This is a genomic window from Rathayibacter sp. AY1F4 (assembly GCF_002931775.1).
In the GTDB taxonomy this organism is placed as follows: domain Bacteria; phylum Actinomycetota; class Actinomycetes; order Actinomycetales; family Microbacteriaceae; genus Rathayibacter.
In genome coordinates, this window is sequence record NZ_PSVE01000017.1 from 48892 (window position 1) to 63561 (window position 14670).

Consider the following 14670-nt stretch of genomic DNA (forward strand, 5'->3'; position numbering starts at 1 on the left):
CATCGTCGACCCCGAAGGATCCACACCAGTGAGCGCTGTGACCACCCGCACCAACGCCTCGAAGGGGCTTCGTCACAGCCGACGAGCTCCCGGCCCGAACCAGAGCCGCACGGGCTACCTCTTCATCGCCCCGTTCATCGTGCTCTTCGCCACCCTCTTCATCGTCCCGCTGCTCTACGCCGCGTACTTCAGCCTCTTCAAGCAGCAGATCGTCGGCGGCTCGACCTTCGCCGGCCTCGAGAACTACGCGCGAGCCCTCCGCGACCCGCTCCTGCTCGACGGAGTGTGGAAAGTAGCGCAGTTCTTCGTCCTGCAGGTCCCGGTCATGCTCGTCCTGGCCCTCGCCGCGGCCCTCGCCATCGACAGCGGCCTCCTGCGGGCATCGAAGGTGTTCCGCCTCGGAGTCTTCGTCCCCTACGCCGTCCCCAGCGTCGTCGCCGCGCTCATGTGGGGCTACCTCTACGGCCGCGACTTCGGACCCTTCGCCCAGCTCGCGCAGACTCTCGGCTTCCAGTCCCCCGACTTCCTCAGCGCCGGCTTCGTGCTCCCGTCGCTCGCGAACATCGTCACCTGGTCCCTGACCGGCTACAACATGATCATCCTGTACGCCGCCCTCCGCGCGATCCCGACGGATCTCTACGAGGCGGCCGCCATGGACGGCGCCGGCCCCTGGCGCGTGGCATGGAGCATCAAGATCCCGGCCCTTCGACCGGCCCTCGTGCTCTGCCTGATCTTCTCGGTGATCGGAGCGTTCCAGCTCTTCGCCGAACCGAACCTCATCCAGCGGCTGGCACCGAGCGTCATCTCGTCGTCGTTCACCCCGAACCTCTACGCCTACACGCTCGCCTTCACCGGTCAGCAGGTCAACTACGCCGCCGCGGTCTCCTTCCTGCTCGGCCTGATCATCGTGGTCGTCTCCTTCTTCGTGCTCTTCCTCACCAACCGAAAGGCCCGCTCGTGAGTGCCGCCGCCCTCGTCGAACCCTCCACGACGCCAGCCGACCCGCAGGCCCCCCGGCGCTCGCGTCGCCACCGCCCAGGCGCTCCCCGCCGCAGCAACATCCTCACCATCGCGATGATCGCGCTGCTCGCCTACTTCCTCTTCCCGCTCGTCTGGCTGCTCATCTCCTCGACCAAGACAGCCGGCGACCTGTTCGCCACCTTCGGACTCTGGTTCGGCAACAGCTTCGCCCTGATCTCGAACATCGAGAACACCCTCACCTACAACGGCGGCGAGTACAGCCGGTGGCTCATCAACACCCTCGTCTACTCGGTCGTCAGCGCCGTCGGCGCGGCGTTCGTGGCGACCATGGCCGGCTACGGGTTCTCGAAGTACCGCTTCCGCGGCAACAAGAAGCTCTTCTCCATCGTCCTCGCCTCGATCATGGTCCCCACCACCGCGCTGGCACTGCCGCTCTACCTGCTCTTCAGCTCGGTGGGCCTCGTGAACACCCCGTGGGCGATCATCCTCCCCTCCCTCGTCAGCCCCTTCGGGCTGTACCTGATGAGGATCTACGCCGACGACTCCGTCTCGGACAGCACGCTCGAGGCCGCGCGGATCGACGGCGCCGGCGAGTTCCGGATCTTCTTCCAGATCGCGCTGCGCACCCTCAGCCCCGGCATCGTCACGGTGCTCCTGTTCACCCTCGTGGCGACCTGGAACAACTACTTCCTCCCCCTGATCATGCTCAACGACCCCTCCCTGTACCCGATCACCGTCGGTCTCGCGGGCTGGTCGTCGCAGGCGCAGGGCGGCTCGGGCGGCACCACCAGCCTCCTCTCCTCGGTCGTCACCGGGTCGGCGCTCTCGGTGGTGCCCCTGATCCTCGCCTTCCTCCTGCTCCAGCGGTTCTGGCAGTCCGGCCTGACGGCCGGTGGTGTGAAGGAGTGATCGCCCCGTTCGCAGAACTGGGCTCGGTCGTCGACTTCGGCGTCCACCGCGTGCGGATCGGCGGGCAGCTCGAGCTCCTGCCGGTGGAAGGGGGCCTTCGGCCCGTCCGCCTGCCGCAGCGGTTCTGGTCGCGCTTCCCGCCCCGCTCCGACATGCTGCAGACGATGGTGACCCGCCCGAGCGGCGTGCGCCTCCTCGCCAGGACCACGGCGACCAGCATCACCCTGCGCGTCAGGGCGACCGCCGTGCAGTTCGGTGACGACCCCGTCGCCCCGGACGCCTTCGTCGCGACGATCGCCGGCCACGACGACCTCGTCGTCCGCAGCCCAGTGACCGCCGTGCAGCACCTCACCCCCTCGGGTGACGCGACCGGAACCGAGCAGCTGCACCCGTTCTCGACCGTGGAGTTCGCTGGGCTGCCCGAGGGCGAGAAGACCGTCCAGCTCTGGCTGCCGCAGATGACGATGATCGACCTGCTGGGCATCGAGGCGGACGCACCGCTGCACCCCGGCCCCGGCCGCGAGCGACCGGTCTGGGTGCATCACGGCAGCTCCATCAGCCACGGCCCCGATCTCGCGTCACCGACCTGGACCTGGCCCGCTGTCGCCGCCGAGGCGAGCCGCCACGAGATCGTCAACCTCGGCTTCGCCGGCCAGTGCATGCTGGACCCCTTCGTAGCGGACGCCATCGCCGACACTCCCGCCGACCTCATCAGCCTCGAGCTCGGCGTGAACATCGTCGGATCACGAGCGACCGACCAGCGCACCTTCGTCCCCGCCGTGCACGGCTTCCTCGACCGCATCCGACGCGGCCACCCCGACACACCCGTCATCGTCGTCTCGCCCATCCTGTGGCCCGGCAACGAGGACACCGCCGGCCCCACCGACGTCGAACGCGACGCGGACGGTGTCACGAGATTCCACGCCCGCGGCACGGTGCAGGACGTCGAGCAGGGAGCGATGAGCATCGCCCTCGCACGACGACACCTCCAGTACGTCGTCGACGCCCGAGCGCTCGACGGCGAGCCGATCTCCTCCGTCAACGGGCTCGACCTCTACGGCGAAGCGGACGCCGCCGCCCGGATGCTCCCGGACGGCCTCCACCCCGACGCCGGGCAGCACCGCCTGATGGGCGAGCGTTTCGCCCGGCTCGCCTTCACCACCGACACGCTCCCCTCCCTCACGACCTCTATCGAGACGATCAGGACCGCATGAACAGCCCGCTCCCGCTTCCGCCCTTCCCCCTCCAGGGAACCGTCGACACGGGGTCCTCCTCCTTCAACGACGGCTGGGAGTACCGCACTCCGCTCGGCCCCTTCTCCTCCCCGAACGCGGCGGGCGCCGAGCTCACCCCGGTGCGTCTCCCCCACGACGCACTGCGTGACGCGACCCGCAGCGCGAACGCGCCGTCCGGAGGGGCGTCCGCGTACTTCCCCGACGGGGCCTACACCTACCTGAAGTCCTTCCCCGTCCCGGACGACTGGGCCGGAAAGGTGGTGCAGCTCGAATTCCAGGGGGTCTACCGGCACGCCCAGGTGTTCGTCAACGACGCGCTCGCCGGCAACCGCGCCGACGGCTACGCCCGCTTCTTCGTGGACATCACCCCGTTCCTCCGCCACGGCGAGGAGAACACGACCCGGGTCGAGACGCGCTCGGGAGGCGATTCCCGCTGGTACTCCGGGACCGGCATCCACCGCCCCGTCCTCCTCCACGTCCACGACGCCGTGCACGTCGTCCCGGACGGCGTGACGGTGACCACCGTCCGGGTCGAGCACGATCAGGCGGTCGTGGAGGTGGCGACCACGGTCGTCAACCGCGGTCTCGTGACCCGGACCGTGCCCCTCGTCACCGGCATCCACGACCCGTCCGGACGCGAGCTCGGCGAGCAGTCCGACGTCATCACCCTCGTTCCCGGCCGCTCGGGCGTCGTCCGCCAGCGCTTCTACCTCCCGGAACCGGCGCTGTGGAGCGTCGAGACGCCGACGCTGCACAGAGTCCGCACTCGCCTCGAGAGCGCCCCCGCCGTCGACACCGCGTTCGGGATCCGCGTCGTCACCGTCGACCCGCGCCGGGGTCTGCGCATCAACGGCGAGCCGGTGCTGCTGCGCGGCGCGTGCGTCCACAGCGACAACGGCGTCCTCGGCGCCGCCTCGATCGCGCGGGCGGAGGAGAGGCGGATCGAGCTGCTCAAGGCGGCCGGGTTCAACGCGATCCGCTCCGCCCACAACCCCGCCTCCCCGTCGCTGCTCGACGCCTGCGACCGTCTCGGGATGCTCGTCATGGACGAGGCGTTCGACATGTGGACCCGGGGGAAGACGCCCCGCGACTACTCCCACGACTTCCCGCAGTGGTGGAAGGCGGACCTGGAGTCGATGGTCCAGAAGGACGTCAACCACCCGAGCGTCATCCTGTACTCCATCGGCAACGAGATCGTGGAGGTCGGCGACCCGCACGGCGCCGTCCTCGCCCGCGACATGGCCGAGCACCTCCGCGCCCTCGACCCGACCCGCCTCATCACCAACGGCGTGAACCTCTCCCTCGCGGTCATGGACGAGCAGCCGGCCGAGTTCGGCGCGGGCATGGGCCTGAACGAGGCGATGGCCGCCCTGACCGATGGGACCGGCTCGATCGTCTCCGGCGAATCCGTGACCCGCAGGACGCAGGAGTCCAGCTCCGTCCTCGACGTCGTCGGCATCAACTACGGCGAGGCCCGCTACGCGCAGGACGCAGAGCTCTTCCCCGAGCGCGTGATCGTCGGAGCGGAGACCTTCCCGACCATGATCGGAAAGCTGTGGCCCCTCGTGCTCCAGTCGGACAACGTGATCGGCGACTTCACCTGGACAGGCTGGGACTACCTCGGCGAGGTCGGCATCGGAGCCACCGCGTATGCGGAGGACCCGACCGCCGTCGTCGCGCTCGAGCGGGAGTTCCCGTACCTGACCGCCTGGTGCGGCGACCTCGACATCACCGGCTGGCGACGCCCCCAGTCGTACTACCGGGAGATCGTCTTCGGACTCCGCACGGACCCCGCCATCGCCGTGCTGCGACCCGAGCACTACCAGGACACCGTCTCCTTCCAGTCCCCCTGGGCCTGGAGTGACTCCCTCACCTCCTGGACCTGGCCCGGGTTCGAGGGGAAGCCGATCGAGGTCGAGATCTACGCCGACGCCGACGACGTCCTCCTCCTCCTGAACGACGTGGAGATCGCGCGAGCCGAGATCGGGTCGAAGCGGCCGATGACGGCGAGCATCGTCACCACCTACCGGCCCGGCCGGCTGGTCGCCGTCGCCCGCACGGGCGGGGAGGAGGTCGGACGGACCGAGCTCCACTCGGCGTCCGGCCCGGCCGCCCTGCACGTCGTCCCCGACCGCGACGTGATCCGTGCCGACGACTCCGACCTCGCCTACGTCGCCCTCGAGTTCCGCGACGCCGCCGGCGTCCTCGACACGAGCGTGTCGGCCTGCATCGAGGTCGACGTGACAGGGCCCGGCGTGCTCGCCGGACTCGGCACCGGCAACCCGAAGACCGTCGAGGCGTTCTCCGCCCGTACCTGCACGAGCTTCGACGGCCGCGCTCTCGCAGTCATCCGGCCCACCGGCACCGGCACCATCACGATCACCGCCAGAACCCCGGGCGCCGAACCGACCGTGACGACGATCGAGGCGTCCGAGCCGATCGACGAAGGGACGCTGTGATGCCCGACTCGCAGTGCAGCGCCGTGCCGCCCGAGGACGAGAGCGGGGCGCTCGATCGGCAGCGGGAGCAGCGGCTGTCGGACCTGGTCGGATCGCTCACCCTCGAGGAGAAGGTCCACCTGCTGACCGGGCGGGACTTCTGGACCACGACGGCACTGGAGCGGATCGGACTCCGACCGATGCTGTTCTCGGACGGCCCCTCCGGCGTCCGCGGTGAGCTGTGGGACGAGCGGTTCCCGTCCGTGAGCTTCCCCTCCGCGACCGCCCTCTCCTCCTCCTGGGACCGCGGCATCGCCCGGCGCTACGGGGCCGCCGTCGCCGTCGAGGCGCGCAGCAAGGGCGTCGACGTCGTCCTCGGACCGACGATCAACCTCCACCGCTCGCCCCTCGCCGGTCGGCACTTCGAGAGCTTCAGCGAAGACCCCGTCCTCACCGGCGACCTCGCCGCCGCCTACGTGCAGGGCGCGCAGGACAACGGAGTCGCCGCGACCCCCAAGCACTACGTCGCCAACGACTCCGAGACGGAACGCCTGACGCTCGATGTCCGCGTCGGCGAACGCCCACTGCGCGAGCTCTACCTCCGCGCGTTCGAGAAGGCCGTAACCGACGCCGGAGCGTGGGCGGTGATGAGCTCCTACAACTCGATCAACGGAGTGACCTCCTCCGAGAACGACTTGCTCGAGACCCCGTTGAAGTCCGAGTGGGGCTTCGACGGCGTCGTCGTCAGCGACTGGCTCGCCGTGCGATCGATCGCGAGCGCGAACGCCGCGCAGGACCTCGCGATGCCCGGCCCCGACGGCGCCTGGGGAAGCGCCCTCGTCGATGCGGTGCACGACGGCCGCGTCCCCGTGGAGGCCGTCGACGAGAAGGTTCTGCGCATCCTCCGCCTCGCCGCCCGAGTCGGAGCACTCGGCGGCTTCGAGCCGGCCGCAGCGGACCCCTCGTTCGTCGAGGACCCGATCGCGTTCGCCCGCACGGCCTCGGCCGCAGGAACAGTGCTGGTGCGCAACGCCCACTCCGAGCTGCCGTGGAACCCCGACGCCATCGCCTCTGTCGCGGTGATCGGACAGAACGCCCTGACCGCCCGCAGCCAGGGCGGCGGCAGCGCCACGGTCGTCCCCGAGCACGTCGTCTCCCCGCTCGAGGGCATCCGAGCCGCGTTCCCCGACTCGACGGTCGAGTTCAGCCTCGGCGCGATCGTCAGCGACGGAGTGGCCGACATCCCCCTCGACCGCATCACCGATCCCGACACCGGCGCCCCCGGCGTCACTGTCCGATTCCTCGACGCGGCGGGCGTCGCCCTCCTCACCGAGCAGCGGCGATCCACCCAGCTGCTCTGGTTCGAAGGAGCGGCACCGCTGAAGGACGCACGAACCCTCGAGATCCGGACACGCTTCGTGCCGAGCGCGACCGAGCGCCTGAGGCTCGGCGTCGCCGTCGTCGGGCGCTCGCGCATCCAGGTGGACGGAGCGCTCCTCTTCGACGTGACGATCGAGCCCGTCGGAGACGACCTGGGAGCCGCGCTCCTGGCCCCGCCTGCGCAGTCCGCTCCACTCGACGTGACCGAAGGAGTGGCAGTCGACCTCCGCGTGGAGTACGAGATCGGGAACCAGGTCGACACGACAGGGGCGCTCGGGATCACCTTCGGCTTCGAACCGGCGGACTCCGACGGCGACCGGCTCATCGCCGACGCCGTCGAGGCCGCGCGTCAAGCGACCGTCGCCGTCGTGGTCGTCGGCACGAACTCCGCCGTCGAGTCGGAGGGCTTCGACCGGGTCTCCCTCGATCTCCCCGGCCGGCAGGACGAGCTGGTGCACGCGGTCGCCGCGGCGAACAGCCGGACGGTCGTCCTCGTGAACGCCGGCGCCCCCGTCCTGCTGCCCTGGCGCGACGAGGTCGCGGCCGTGCTGATCGGCTACTTCGGCGGCCAGGAGGTCGGGCACGCCCTGGCCGACATGCTCACCGGAGCCGCAGAACCAGGAGGGCGCCTGCCCACCACCTGGCCCGCGAGCATCGACGACGTCCCCGTCCTGGACACCACTCCCCGCGACGGGACGCTGACCTACGACGAGGGCGTCCACATCGGCTACCGCGCCTGGCTCCGAAGCGAAGCGGAGCCGGCGTTCCCCTTCGGCGCCGGCGAAGGCTACGCGGACTTCGCCTTCCTCGGCATGACCTCACCCGTCGACGTCGGCGCGGAGGAGACGTTCACCAGCAGCGTCACCGTGAGCAACACCAGCGCCCGCAGCGGCAAGGTCGTCGTCCAGATCTACGCCGAGCGCAACGACTCGACCCACGAGAGACCGGCGAGATGGCTGGTCGGCTTCGCCTCGCAGATCGTCGCCGCCGGGGAGACGGCCGCGGTCGACGTGGCGATCGACTCCCGACTCCTCGCGGTCTGGGACGACGGCTGGATCTACGAGCCCGGCACCTTCGTCCTCCGAGCGGGATCATCGGTCGTCGACCTTCCGCTCCGGTCGGAGGTCACACTGCCCACGGGGATCGAGAAGCGGTGACGACGCCGCCGGACGACGAGAGTGCCCCGACGGTGACCCTGCGGACCGGCGTCGTCCGCGGTGTCCGGCGGGCAGGTTCGCTCGCGTTCCTCGGGATCCCGTTCGCCGAGCCCCCCGTCGGCCCCCTCCGCTTCGCCGCTCCCCGCCGCGCTGCGCCCTGGGAGGAGGTCCTCGACGCGACGCAGTTGAGAGGAGAGGGAGCAGACGGATCAACCGGCGGTGAATCCATAGATCCGCGCGGAGACACCGGGGGTAGGCGGGGTGAGAGCGATCCGTCCGTTCCCGTTCCCGGAGATCGTCCAGGCCGTCGCGGATGCCGGATAGATCTGCCGGAGCGAGGCCGGCGTCGCGTCGGCGCCGAGGTCGAGTTCGAGGCTCTCGGCGGTCGTTTCGCTCCGATGCCAGACGTAGAGAATCGACCGGCCGGCGGCTCGCAGCCGCAGAGAGAGTGCGGGTGCTTTCCAGTCCGGGTAGCCGCTCGGCCACTCGGGTACGGCACCCGCGATATCGGAACGCAGCGTTGTGAAGACCTGGACCGCCTCTTCGACGAGGGCGAACTGCTCCTCGTTCATCCGGTTCAGGAAGCCGGACAGGTAGAGACGGCCGGACAGGCCCGTCACCATGGTGAACGCGATCTCCTCCTGGCTCATCCACGGCTGCGGGTACGCCCAGCTGGCCGCCTGCTCGGGGAGCATCTGCATCGGTGCGGCGGCGGCGATGGGCGGGTACAGCCGGAAGTCCTGCTGGTCCGACGTCGCCTGCAGGTCGAAGACCTCCATCATCCCGAAGTCGGAGCGCATGGCGCCCGAGCTGCAGTTCTCGAACACCACGTCCGGGTGCCGGGCTCGGAGCGCGGCGAACCAGCTCAAGTGCGCGCGGTTGTGCGCGAGGAGCCCCGCCCCCGCCGAGAAGGCGTCGAGGTCCGTCCCCGCGCCGGGAGTGACGTTGTAGTCGAGTTTGAAGTAGCGCACACCGAAGTCGGCGATGAGTCGATCGAAGGTCCGATCGAGGTGCTCTCGGGCTGCTTCGTTGCGCAGGTCGAGGAAGTAGCGGTCGTGTTCGCGGACACGGATTCCGTGTCGCTGCATGAACGCGTCGTCGGGGAGTGTGTCGGCGAGGGGGCTGCGGACGCCGATGACCTCGGGCTCGACCCAGATGCCCACCTTCATCCCGTGGGAGCGGATCGCCTCGGTGACTCGGGCCAGTCCGCCGCCGGGGAACCGTCGTGTCGACGGGAGCCACTCGCCGACGCTCGACCACCAGTCCCCCTCCTCGCTGTCGTCGTACCAGCCGGCGTCGATGCAGAAGCACTCCGCCCCGACCGCGGCGGCAGCCGCGATGAGAGGGAGCAGCCGCTCGGTCGTCGGATCGCCGAGGATCGTGTTCATGAAGTCGTTGAAGACGAGGAGCGAGGAACTGTGCGCGCGCTGCGCTCGTCGGAGCCAGCGACGGTGCCGTGTCAGCTCGGCGACTGCACTCGCCGCGCCGGCGCTGCCGACGGTGAACGATGCCGGGACGGACTCGAAGCTCGCACCGGGGAGGAGTTCCTCGGCCCAGTGATGATGGAGGTCCGTCGGGCCGAGCAGGACGAGGGCCAGCGCGTCCTCGCCTTCGCGCTGGTTGTCGATCTCCCAGCGCCAGCCGCCGTTGTGCTCCAGCTGCCAGGCGATCGCGCGACCGGACCGAGGGTGCTCGAGCACCCCCGTGGGCAGCGCGCGAGCCGTCGTCCAGGTCGAGGTCCCTGTCGCTGCGGTGTATCCGCGCCCCGGCTGGTGGTTGATCCCGGAGTGGAAGTCCCCCAGCCCTGCTTGCGACCAGGCCTTCGTCACCACCCAGCGGTTCTCAGCGAGCTGCTCGCCGGATCCCGAGTGCAGGAGCGCATCGTGCGGGTCGTCGCCATGACTGACGAGTGCACCGATCGCGACCGTCGACAGTGCTTCCAGCACGACCGGCGTCGGGCCCTCGTTGCGGACCGACGTCCGGACACGGGCACCCGCGATGTCGGGAGACGCCGTGAAGGTCACCGTCACGAGGAGACCCGTCCGAGCATCGCGCTGATCGATCTCGAGGCGCGCGACGCCGTCGATCGTGGATTCTCGGACGTCGACGAGACGAAGGCGTGCCCCGACGCCGGTATGCGTGAACCGAGTCGTGTTCCGAGCGCGGCCGTCGCCGGCGACGATGGCCTCGACGAGTGGCTGCGACGCCTCGGTGACCACCTGCTGCGGCCCGGCGTTCACCCCCACGATCCGGACCGGGTGCTCCCCTGTGCCGAAGGACACCGTCAGGGCCCCGGCTCGCCAGACGAAGATCTCCTCGGTCGGTGTGACGACATCGGCGACCGACGCCGGCTCGCGAACGGCTTCCGCGCTCGTACCGGGCTCCTCGGCGCGGATCATGCGCTCGTCACACTCCCCCGGCCCGAGAGGCGCTCTACTCCGAGGAGCAGGGCGGAGTGGTCCAGTCCACCGTCGCCGTTCGCGACCATCGATGCCATGAGCTGCCCCAGCAGCGCCCCGACCGGAACGATCACCCCTGCTTCCCGGGCGGCGGCCAGCACGATGCCGAGGTCTTTGTGGTGCAGTTCGATCCGGAACCCCGGCGCGAAGGAGTGCGCGATCATCCCGGCCGCCTTGCGATCGAGGATGCGGTTGCCGGCGAGCCCCCCGGCGAGCACTCTCACGGCGGCCTCGAGGTCGGCATCGTGGGCGTCGAGGAAGGTGAGGGCCTCGGCGACCAGCTGGATGGTGCCGGCGACGATGAGCTGGTTCGCGGCTTTGACCGTCTGGCCCGATCCGCTGGGGCCGACGTGCACGATCGTGCTCCCCATCGCGGCGAAGACGTCTCGCGCGGCCTCGACGTCCTCGGCGGCACCGCCGACCATGATCGAGAGCGCGCCGTCGATGGCGCCCTGTTCGCCTCCACTGACCGGGGCGTCCAGCGCCCGCACGCCGACGGCTGCAGCCGCCTCCGCTACTCGGCGGGCCGTCGCGGGTGCGATCGAGCTCGCGTCGATGAGCAGGGCGCCGCTCTTCGCCGAATCCAGCACTCCGCCCTTCCCGAGTACCACCCCCTCCACATCGGGGGAATCGGGCAGCATGGTGACGACGACATCGGCGCCGTCCACGGCCTCGGCGACACTGTCGGCTCGCCGCCCGCCGTGCTCGACGAGAGCGTCGAGGTTGGTGCGGGAGCGGTTGGAGCCGGTGACGTCGAACCCGGCGTCGACGAGGTTCTTCGCCATGGGCAGTCCCATGATCCCGAGTCCGATGAAGGCGATCTTCTGCATGAGGTTCCTGGATCTGTGCGTGGGTGTGACGGGATGGGAGGAGAAGTCAGGCCGGCTGTGCGGTCCGGCGCGCTGCGACGGAGTCGACCACGAAGCGGGCGCGCTCGCGCAGCTCATCGAGGCTGCCGTCGTTGAAGGCGTCGCGAACGAGATCCCTGCTCAGGCCGATGATCGACGCGCCGGTGTCGAGGTAGTCCGCCGCTTGGCTGATCAGTACGCCGCCGGTGGGGAACAGGGCGATCTCGGGAAGGGGCCCGATGAGTTCGGCGAGGTAGTCGAGGCCGCCGATCGGCCCGACGGGCGACACCTTGACCGCTTCGACACCGAGCTGCCACGCGTGGACGATCTCCGTCGGGGTGAGGGCGCCGGGGATGAAGGGCACACCGCGCGCGGCCGCGGCGGCGACGAGCTCGGGCGAGGTGATCTGGCTGACCAGGAACTGCGCTCCGGCGTCGATCGCGCCGTCGACCTGGGCGAGAGTGCGCACCGTGCCGGCGCCGACCACCGCGTCGGAGGGCATCCGCCTACGGATGTCCGCGATGACCTGCAGGGCTCCGGGCGTCGTCATCGTGATCTCGACAGCCGGGAAGCCCTCGTCGAACAGCACATCGCAGACGGGGAGGAAGGCGGTCGACTCGGAGGCGCGCAGCACGGCCACGATCGGTCGGTCGCCGAGTCTCTGGGTCAGCTCAGTCATGGGAGGGCTCCTTCGAGAGGGGTGACGGGGCAGTGCGGGCCCGGGTGGAGTCGGTGGCCCCGAGCTGGTCGAGCGCCGCTTCGAGCAGGTCGAGCCGAGCCTCCGATGCCAGACCAGCGTGGTACAGGTGCAGTTCGGTGGCGCCGGCCTCGAGCAGGGCGGACCAGTGCCGGGCGGCCTGCTGGACATCGATCGGGGTGGGGGGCAGGACCGTGCAGTACGCCCCGATGGTGAGCGAGGGATGCACGGTTCGAGCGAGTCGTGAGACCTCGGCGACGCTCTCCGGTCCCTGCGCCCAGGCGGCGGCGATGACTCCGTCCAGGTCGCGTGCGTCGTCGAGAAGGGCGCCGAACGGCCCCGTCGCCCAGACCTCGCTCGAGCAGTGCACGGACACCCTCGACGCGCCGGCTGATCGGGCCGCGTCGAGAACGGTCGTCCGGAGCTCGCGTGCGGCCGACTGCCGTGTCTCGAGGAGCACGTCGGCGGTCGTGTCGCCGAGGGCGGCCCGCAGACCGTCGTCGAGCGTCGATGAGGTGCCGGGTGCGCGGGAGAGCGCCTCGCGGACCGAGTGCCGCAGAGCATCCGCCCCGCCCCGTTGGTCGTAGACCGAACAGCATGCCGCGCAGAAGCACACCGACAGCAGCGCCTCGTCGAGAGGGCCGTTGTCGGCTCCCGCGGTCTTCTCGTGCGCGCTCATGTGGCCGAAGCCCATCGGTCCCCCCGCCTCGAGGGTCACGCTGTCGACGCCGGCCAGCGTGACGCACTCGGAGGTCAGCGTCGCGGCGTACAGCCGGACCTCTTCGCTCGACGGGCAGAGCGCGTAGGTGTAGACGTCGCCGAACGCGTTCGTCGTGCACAGGTCGGGCGCGACCGGTGACGACGTACCACCGGCGGCGATACCGTCGGCGTGCGTCAGCGCGAGCCAGGCCCGGCTGGCGAGACCCGCCTCGGCGAGTGCATCGCGAGCCCTGGCGAACGACTCGTGTCCGGCCCAAGCCGCACCGTCGCCGGGCGTGAGACGCTGCCCTGCCCATGCACGCTCCCGGACAGGGACGTAGAGCGCGGCGGTACGGGCCTCGACGACGCGGTGCCGGGGATGACGCGGGGTCGCCGCCCGGACGGAGTGGTAGGCGGCAGCCAGAGTGACGCTCGAGACACCCGACCGCGCGATGCGCCGAGCGGCAGCGGGGTCGCCCACGACGTCCCACGGGTAGAGGTACGCCGTCGAGTCGACCTGCTTGCCTGTCTGGATCGCCGCCATCAGAATCGGGGCAGCGTGGGGTCGTAGTCGGGGTCGATGGAGCGCATGTAGACCGTGTCCTCCCGGGTGGTGCGGCCCGACTCCACGTAGACGCGGTGCTGGCGTTCGAGGGCCTCGAGGTCGAGCTCCACTCCGAGGCCCGGGCCGGTGGGCACGGCGACCGAGCCGTCCCGGATCGCCAGGACGCCGGGCTTCACGATCTCGTCGGCGTGGTTCCACGGGTAGTGCGTGTCGCACGCGTAGGTGAGTGTCGGTGATGCCGCAGCGACGTGCGTCATCGCGGCGAGCGAGATGCCGAGGTGCGAGTTCGAGTGCATCGACAGACCGATGCCGAGCGTGTCGCAGATGGCGCCGAGCTCCCGGGTGTGCCGGAGGCCGCCCCAGTAGTGGTGGTCGCTCAGGATGATCTGCACGGCGTTCTTCTCGAGCGCCTCCTTGATCTGCTCGAACGCGACCACGCACATGTTGGTGGCGAGCGGGATTCCGGCCGACTCCGCCACGGCCGACATGCCGTCGAGGGTGAGCGTCGGGTCCTCGAGGTACTGCAGCACGTCCCGGAGCTCGTCCGCGACCATGAGCGAGGTCTCGACGGTCCAGGCGCCGTTCGGGTCGATGCGCAGCGGAAGGTCGGGGAACGCCTCCGCGAGTGCGCGGATCGCCGCGATCTCCTGCTCGGGCGGGAAGACTCCGGCCTTGAGCTTGATCGACCCGAAGCCGTACTCGTCGATCAACTGCCGCGCCTGCTCCACGATCCCTGCGGGGTCGAGGGCCGCCCCCCATTCGTCGTCGGCCGTGCTGCCGTCGGCCGCCGGATGCCCGGCCCACTTGTAGAAGAGGTACGCGCTGTACGGCACCTCCGTGCGGACGGCACCGCCGAGCAGTTCGCTGACGGGAACTCCGATGATCCTGCCCTGGGCGTCGTGGCAGGCGACATCGATGATCGAGTAGACGACGCGGCGCTGGATGCGTGTCAGGTCGCCGTCGTCGCCGCCCAGCGTCGTGTTGATCGCCGCTTCGATGCCGTTGAGGTCGAAGACGCTGAGTCCGAGGATTGCGGGCTTGACGACCTCGAGCCGGTCGAGGACCTCGCGCTCGCCCGAGCCCTCGCCGAGGCCGACGACGCTGCCGTCGGCGACGACCAGCTGGACGATCGTGCGGAGGGCGAGCGGTTCGTGCACGCCGTTGGAGTTCAGCAGCGCGGGGTCGCGGAAGGCGATCGGCGTGATGACGAGGTCCGTGATGCGGTGCTCCGGCTTGCCGGTGGAGTCGAGCTCGACCGGCTGCCCGTCGGGGGTCGAGGGGGCGGGAGTGAGGATCGTCATG

The 14670-nt window shown here is 70.2% G+C and carries 10 protein-coding genes and 1 pseudogene; 6 read left to right on the forward strand and 5 right to left on the reverse strand.

Translation table 11 applies throughout. The features are described 5' to 3' along the window. Window positions 1-28: 28 nt before the first annotated feature. The 6 genes and pseudogenes from C5C59_RS17600 to C5C59_RS17495 form a co-directional block, all read left to right on the forward strand. Window positions 29-961, forward strand: a complete 933-nt coding sequence (locus C5C59_RS17600; RefSeq protein WP_258062745.1) for a carbohydrate ABC transporter permease — start codon at window positions 29-31, stop codon at window positions 959-961. Then, window positions 958-1890, forward strand: a complete 933-nt coding sequence (locus C5C59_RS11755; RefSeq protein ID WP_258062746.1) for a carbohydrate ABC transporter permease — start codon at window positions 958-960, stop codon at window positions 1888-1890. The genes C5C59_RS17600 and C5C59_RS11755 overlap by 4 nt, the downstream gene beginning before the upstream one ends. Then, the gene (locus tag C5C59_RS11760) at window positions 1887-3104 is read left to right on the forward strand and encodes a GDSL-type esterase/lipase family protein (RefSeq protein ID WP_104238120.1); all 1218 of its coding nucleotides are present in this window, start codon (window positions 1887-1889) and stop codon (window positions 3102-3104) included. The genes C5C59_RS11755 and C5C59_RS11760 overlap by 4 nt, the downstream gene beginning before the upstream one ends. After that, entirely contained in the window at window positions 3101-5584 is a 2484-nt protein-coding gene (locus tag C5C59_RS11765; RefSeq protein WP_104238119.1) for a glycoside hydrolase family 2 TIM barrel-domain containing protein, read from the forward strand. The genes C5C59_RS11760 and C5C59_RS11765 overlap by 4 nt, the downstream gene beginning before the upstream one ends. Beyond that, on the forward strand, window positions 5584-8100 hold the full coding sequence (locus C5C59_RS11770; protein WP_104238153.1) for a beta-glucosidase: 2517 nt from the start codon (window positions 5584-5586) through the stop codon (window positions 8098-8100). The genes C5C59_RS11765 and C5C59_RS11770 overlap by 1 nt, the downstream gene beginning before the upstream one ends. Window positions 8101-8132: 32 nt before the next feature. Beyond that, window positions 8133-8279: pseudogene (locus C5C59_RS17495) on the forward strand (carboxylesterase family protein); the annotation flags it as partial. Between the two features lie 30 nt (window positions 8280-8309). Here C5C59_RS17495 and C5C59_RS11780 read toward each other — a convergent pair. Genes C5C59_RS11780 through C5C59_RS11795 form a run of 5 tightly spaced genes read right to left on the reverse strand, consistent with a single transcriptional unit; the run spans window position 8310 to window position 14669 of the window. Beyond that, the gene (locus C5C59_RS11780) at window positions 8310-10499 is read right to left on the reverse strand and encodes a glycoside hydrolase family 36 protein (RefSeq protein WP_104238118.1); all 2190 of its coding nucleotides are present in this window, start codon (window positions 10497-10499) and stop codon (window positions 8310-8312) included. Further along, a complete protein-coding gene (locus tag C5C59_RS11785; protein ID WP_104238117.1) occupies window positions 10496-11389 on the reverse strand; it encodes a 2-hydroxy-3-oxopropionate reductase in 894 nt (297 codons plus the stop codon). Before C5C59_RS11785 ends, C5C59_RS11780 begins: the two co-directional genes overlap by 4 nt. Window positions 11390-11435: 46 nt before the next feature. Further along, window positions 11436-12086 carry a bifunctional 4-hydroxy-2-oxoglutarate aldolase/2-dehydro-3-deoxy-phosphogluconate aldolase gene (locus C5C59_RS11790; RefSeq protein ID WP_181133525.1) on the reverse strand — a complete coding sequence of 217 codons (651 nt, stop codon included), beginning with the start codon at window positions 12084-12086 and terminating at the stop codon, window positions 11436-11438. Then, window positions 12079-13347, reverse strand: a complete 1269-nt coding sequence (locus tag C5C59_RS17335; RefSeq protein ID WP_181134893.1) for a hypothetical protein — start codon at window positions 13345-13347, stop codon at window positions 12079-12081. The genes C5C59_RS11790 and C5C59_RS17335 overlap by 8 nt, the downstream gene beginning before the upstream one ends. Continuing rightward, the gene (locus C5C59_RS11795; protein WP_104238115.1) at window positions 13347-14669 is read right to left on the reverse strand and encodes a glucarate dehydratase family protein; all 1323 of its coding nucleotides are present in this window, start codon (window positions 14667-14669) and stop codon (window positions 13347-13349) included. The genes C5C59_RS17335 and C5C59_RS11795 overlap by 1 nt, the downstream gene beginning before the upstream one ends. Window position 14670 lies beyond the last annotated feature (1 nt).

Coding starts and splice junctions, on each gene's coding strand:
- C5C59_RS11765 (WP_104238119.1), top strand. CDS start 3,101: ATGAACAGCCCGCTCCCGCTTCCGCCCTTCCCCCTCCAGGGAACCGTC.
- C5C59_RS11770 (WP_104238153.1), top strand. CDS start 5,584: ATGCCCGACTCGCAGTGCAGCGCCGTGCCGCCCGAGGACGAGAGCGGG.
- C5C59_RS11780 (WP_104238118.1), bottom strand. CDS start 10,499: ATGATCCGCGCCGAGGAGCCCGGTACGAGCGCGGAAGCCGTTCGCGAG.
- C5C59_RS11785 (WP_104238117.1), bottom strand. CDS start 11,389: ATGCAGAAGATCGCCTTCATCGGACTCGGGATCATGGGACTGCCCATG.
- C5C59_RS11790 (WP_181133525.1), bottom strand. CDS start 12,086: ATGACTGAGCTGACCCAGAGACTCGGCGACCGACCGATCGTGGCCGTG.
- C5C59_RS17335 (WP_181134893.1), bottom strand. CDS start 13,347: ATGGCGGCGATCCAGACAGGCAAGCAGGTCGACTCGACGGCGTACCTC.
- C5C59_RS11795 (WP_104238115.1), bottom strand. CDS start 14,669: ATGACGATCCTCACTCCCGCCCCCTCGACCCCCGACGGGCAGCCGGTC.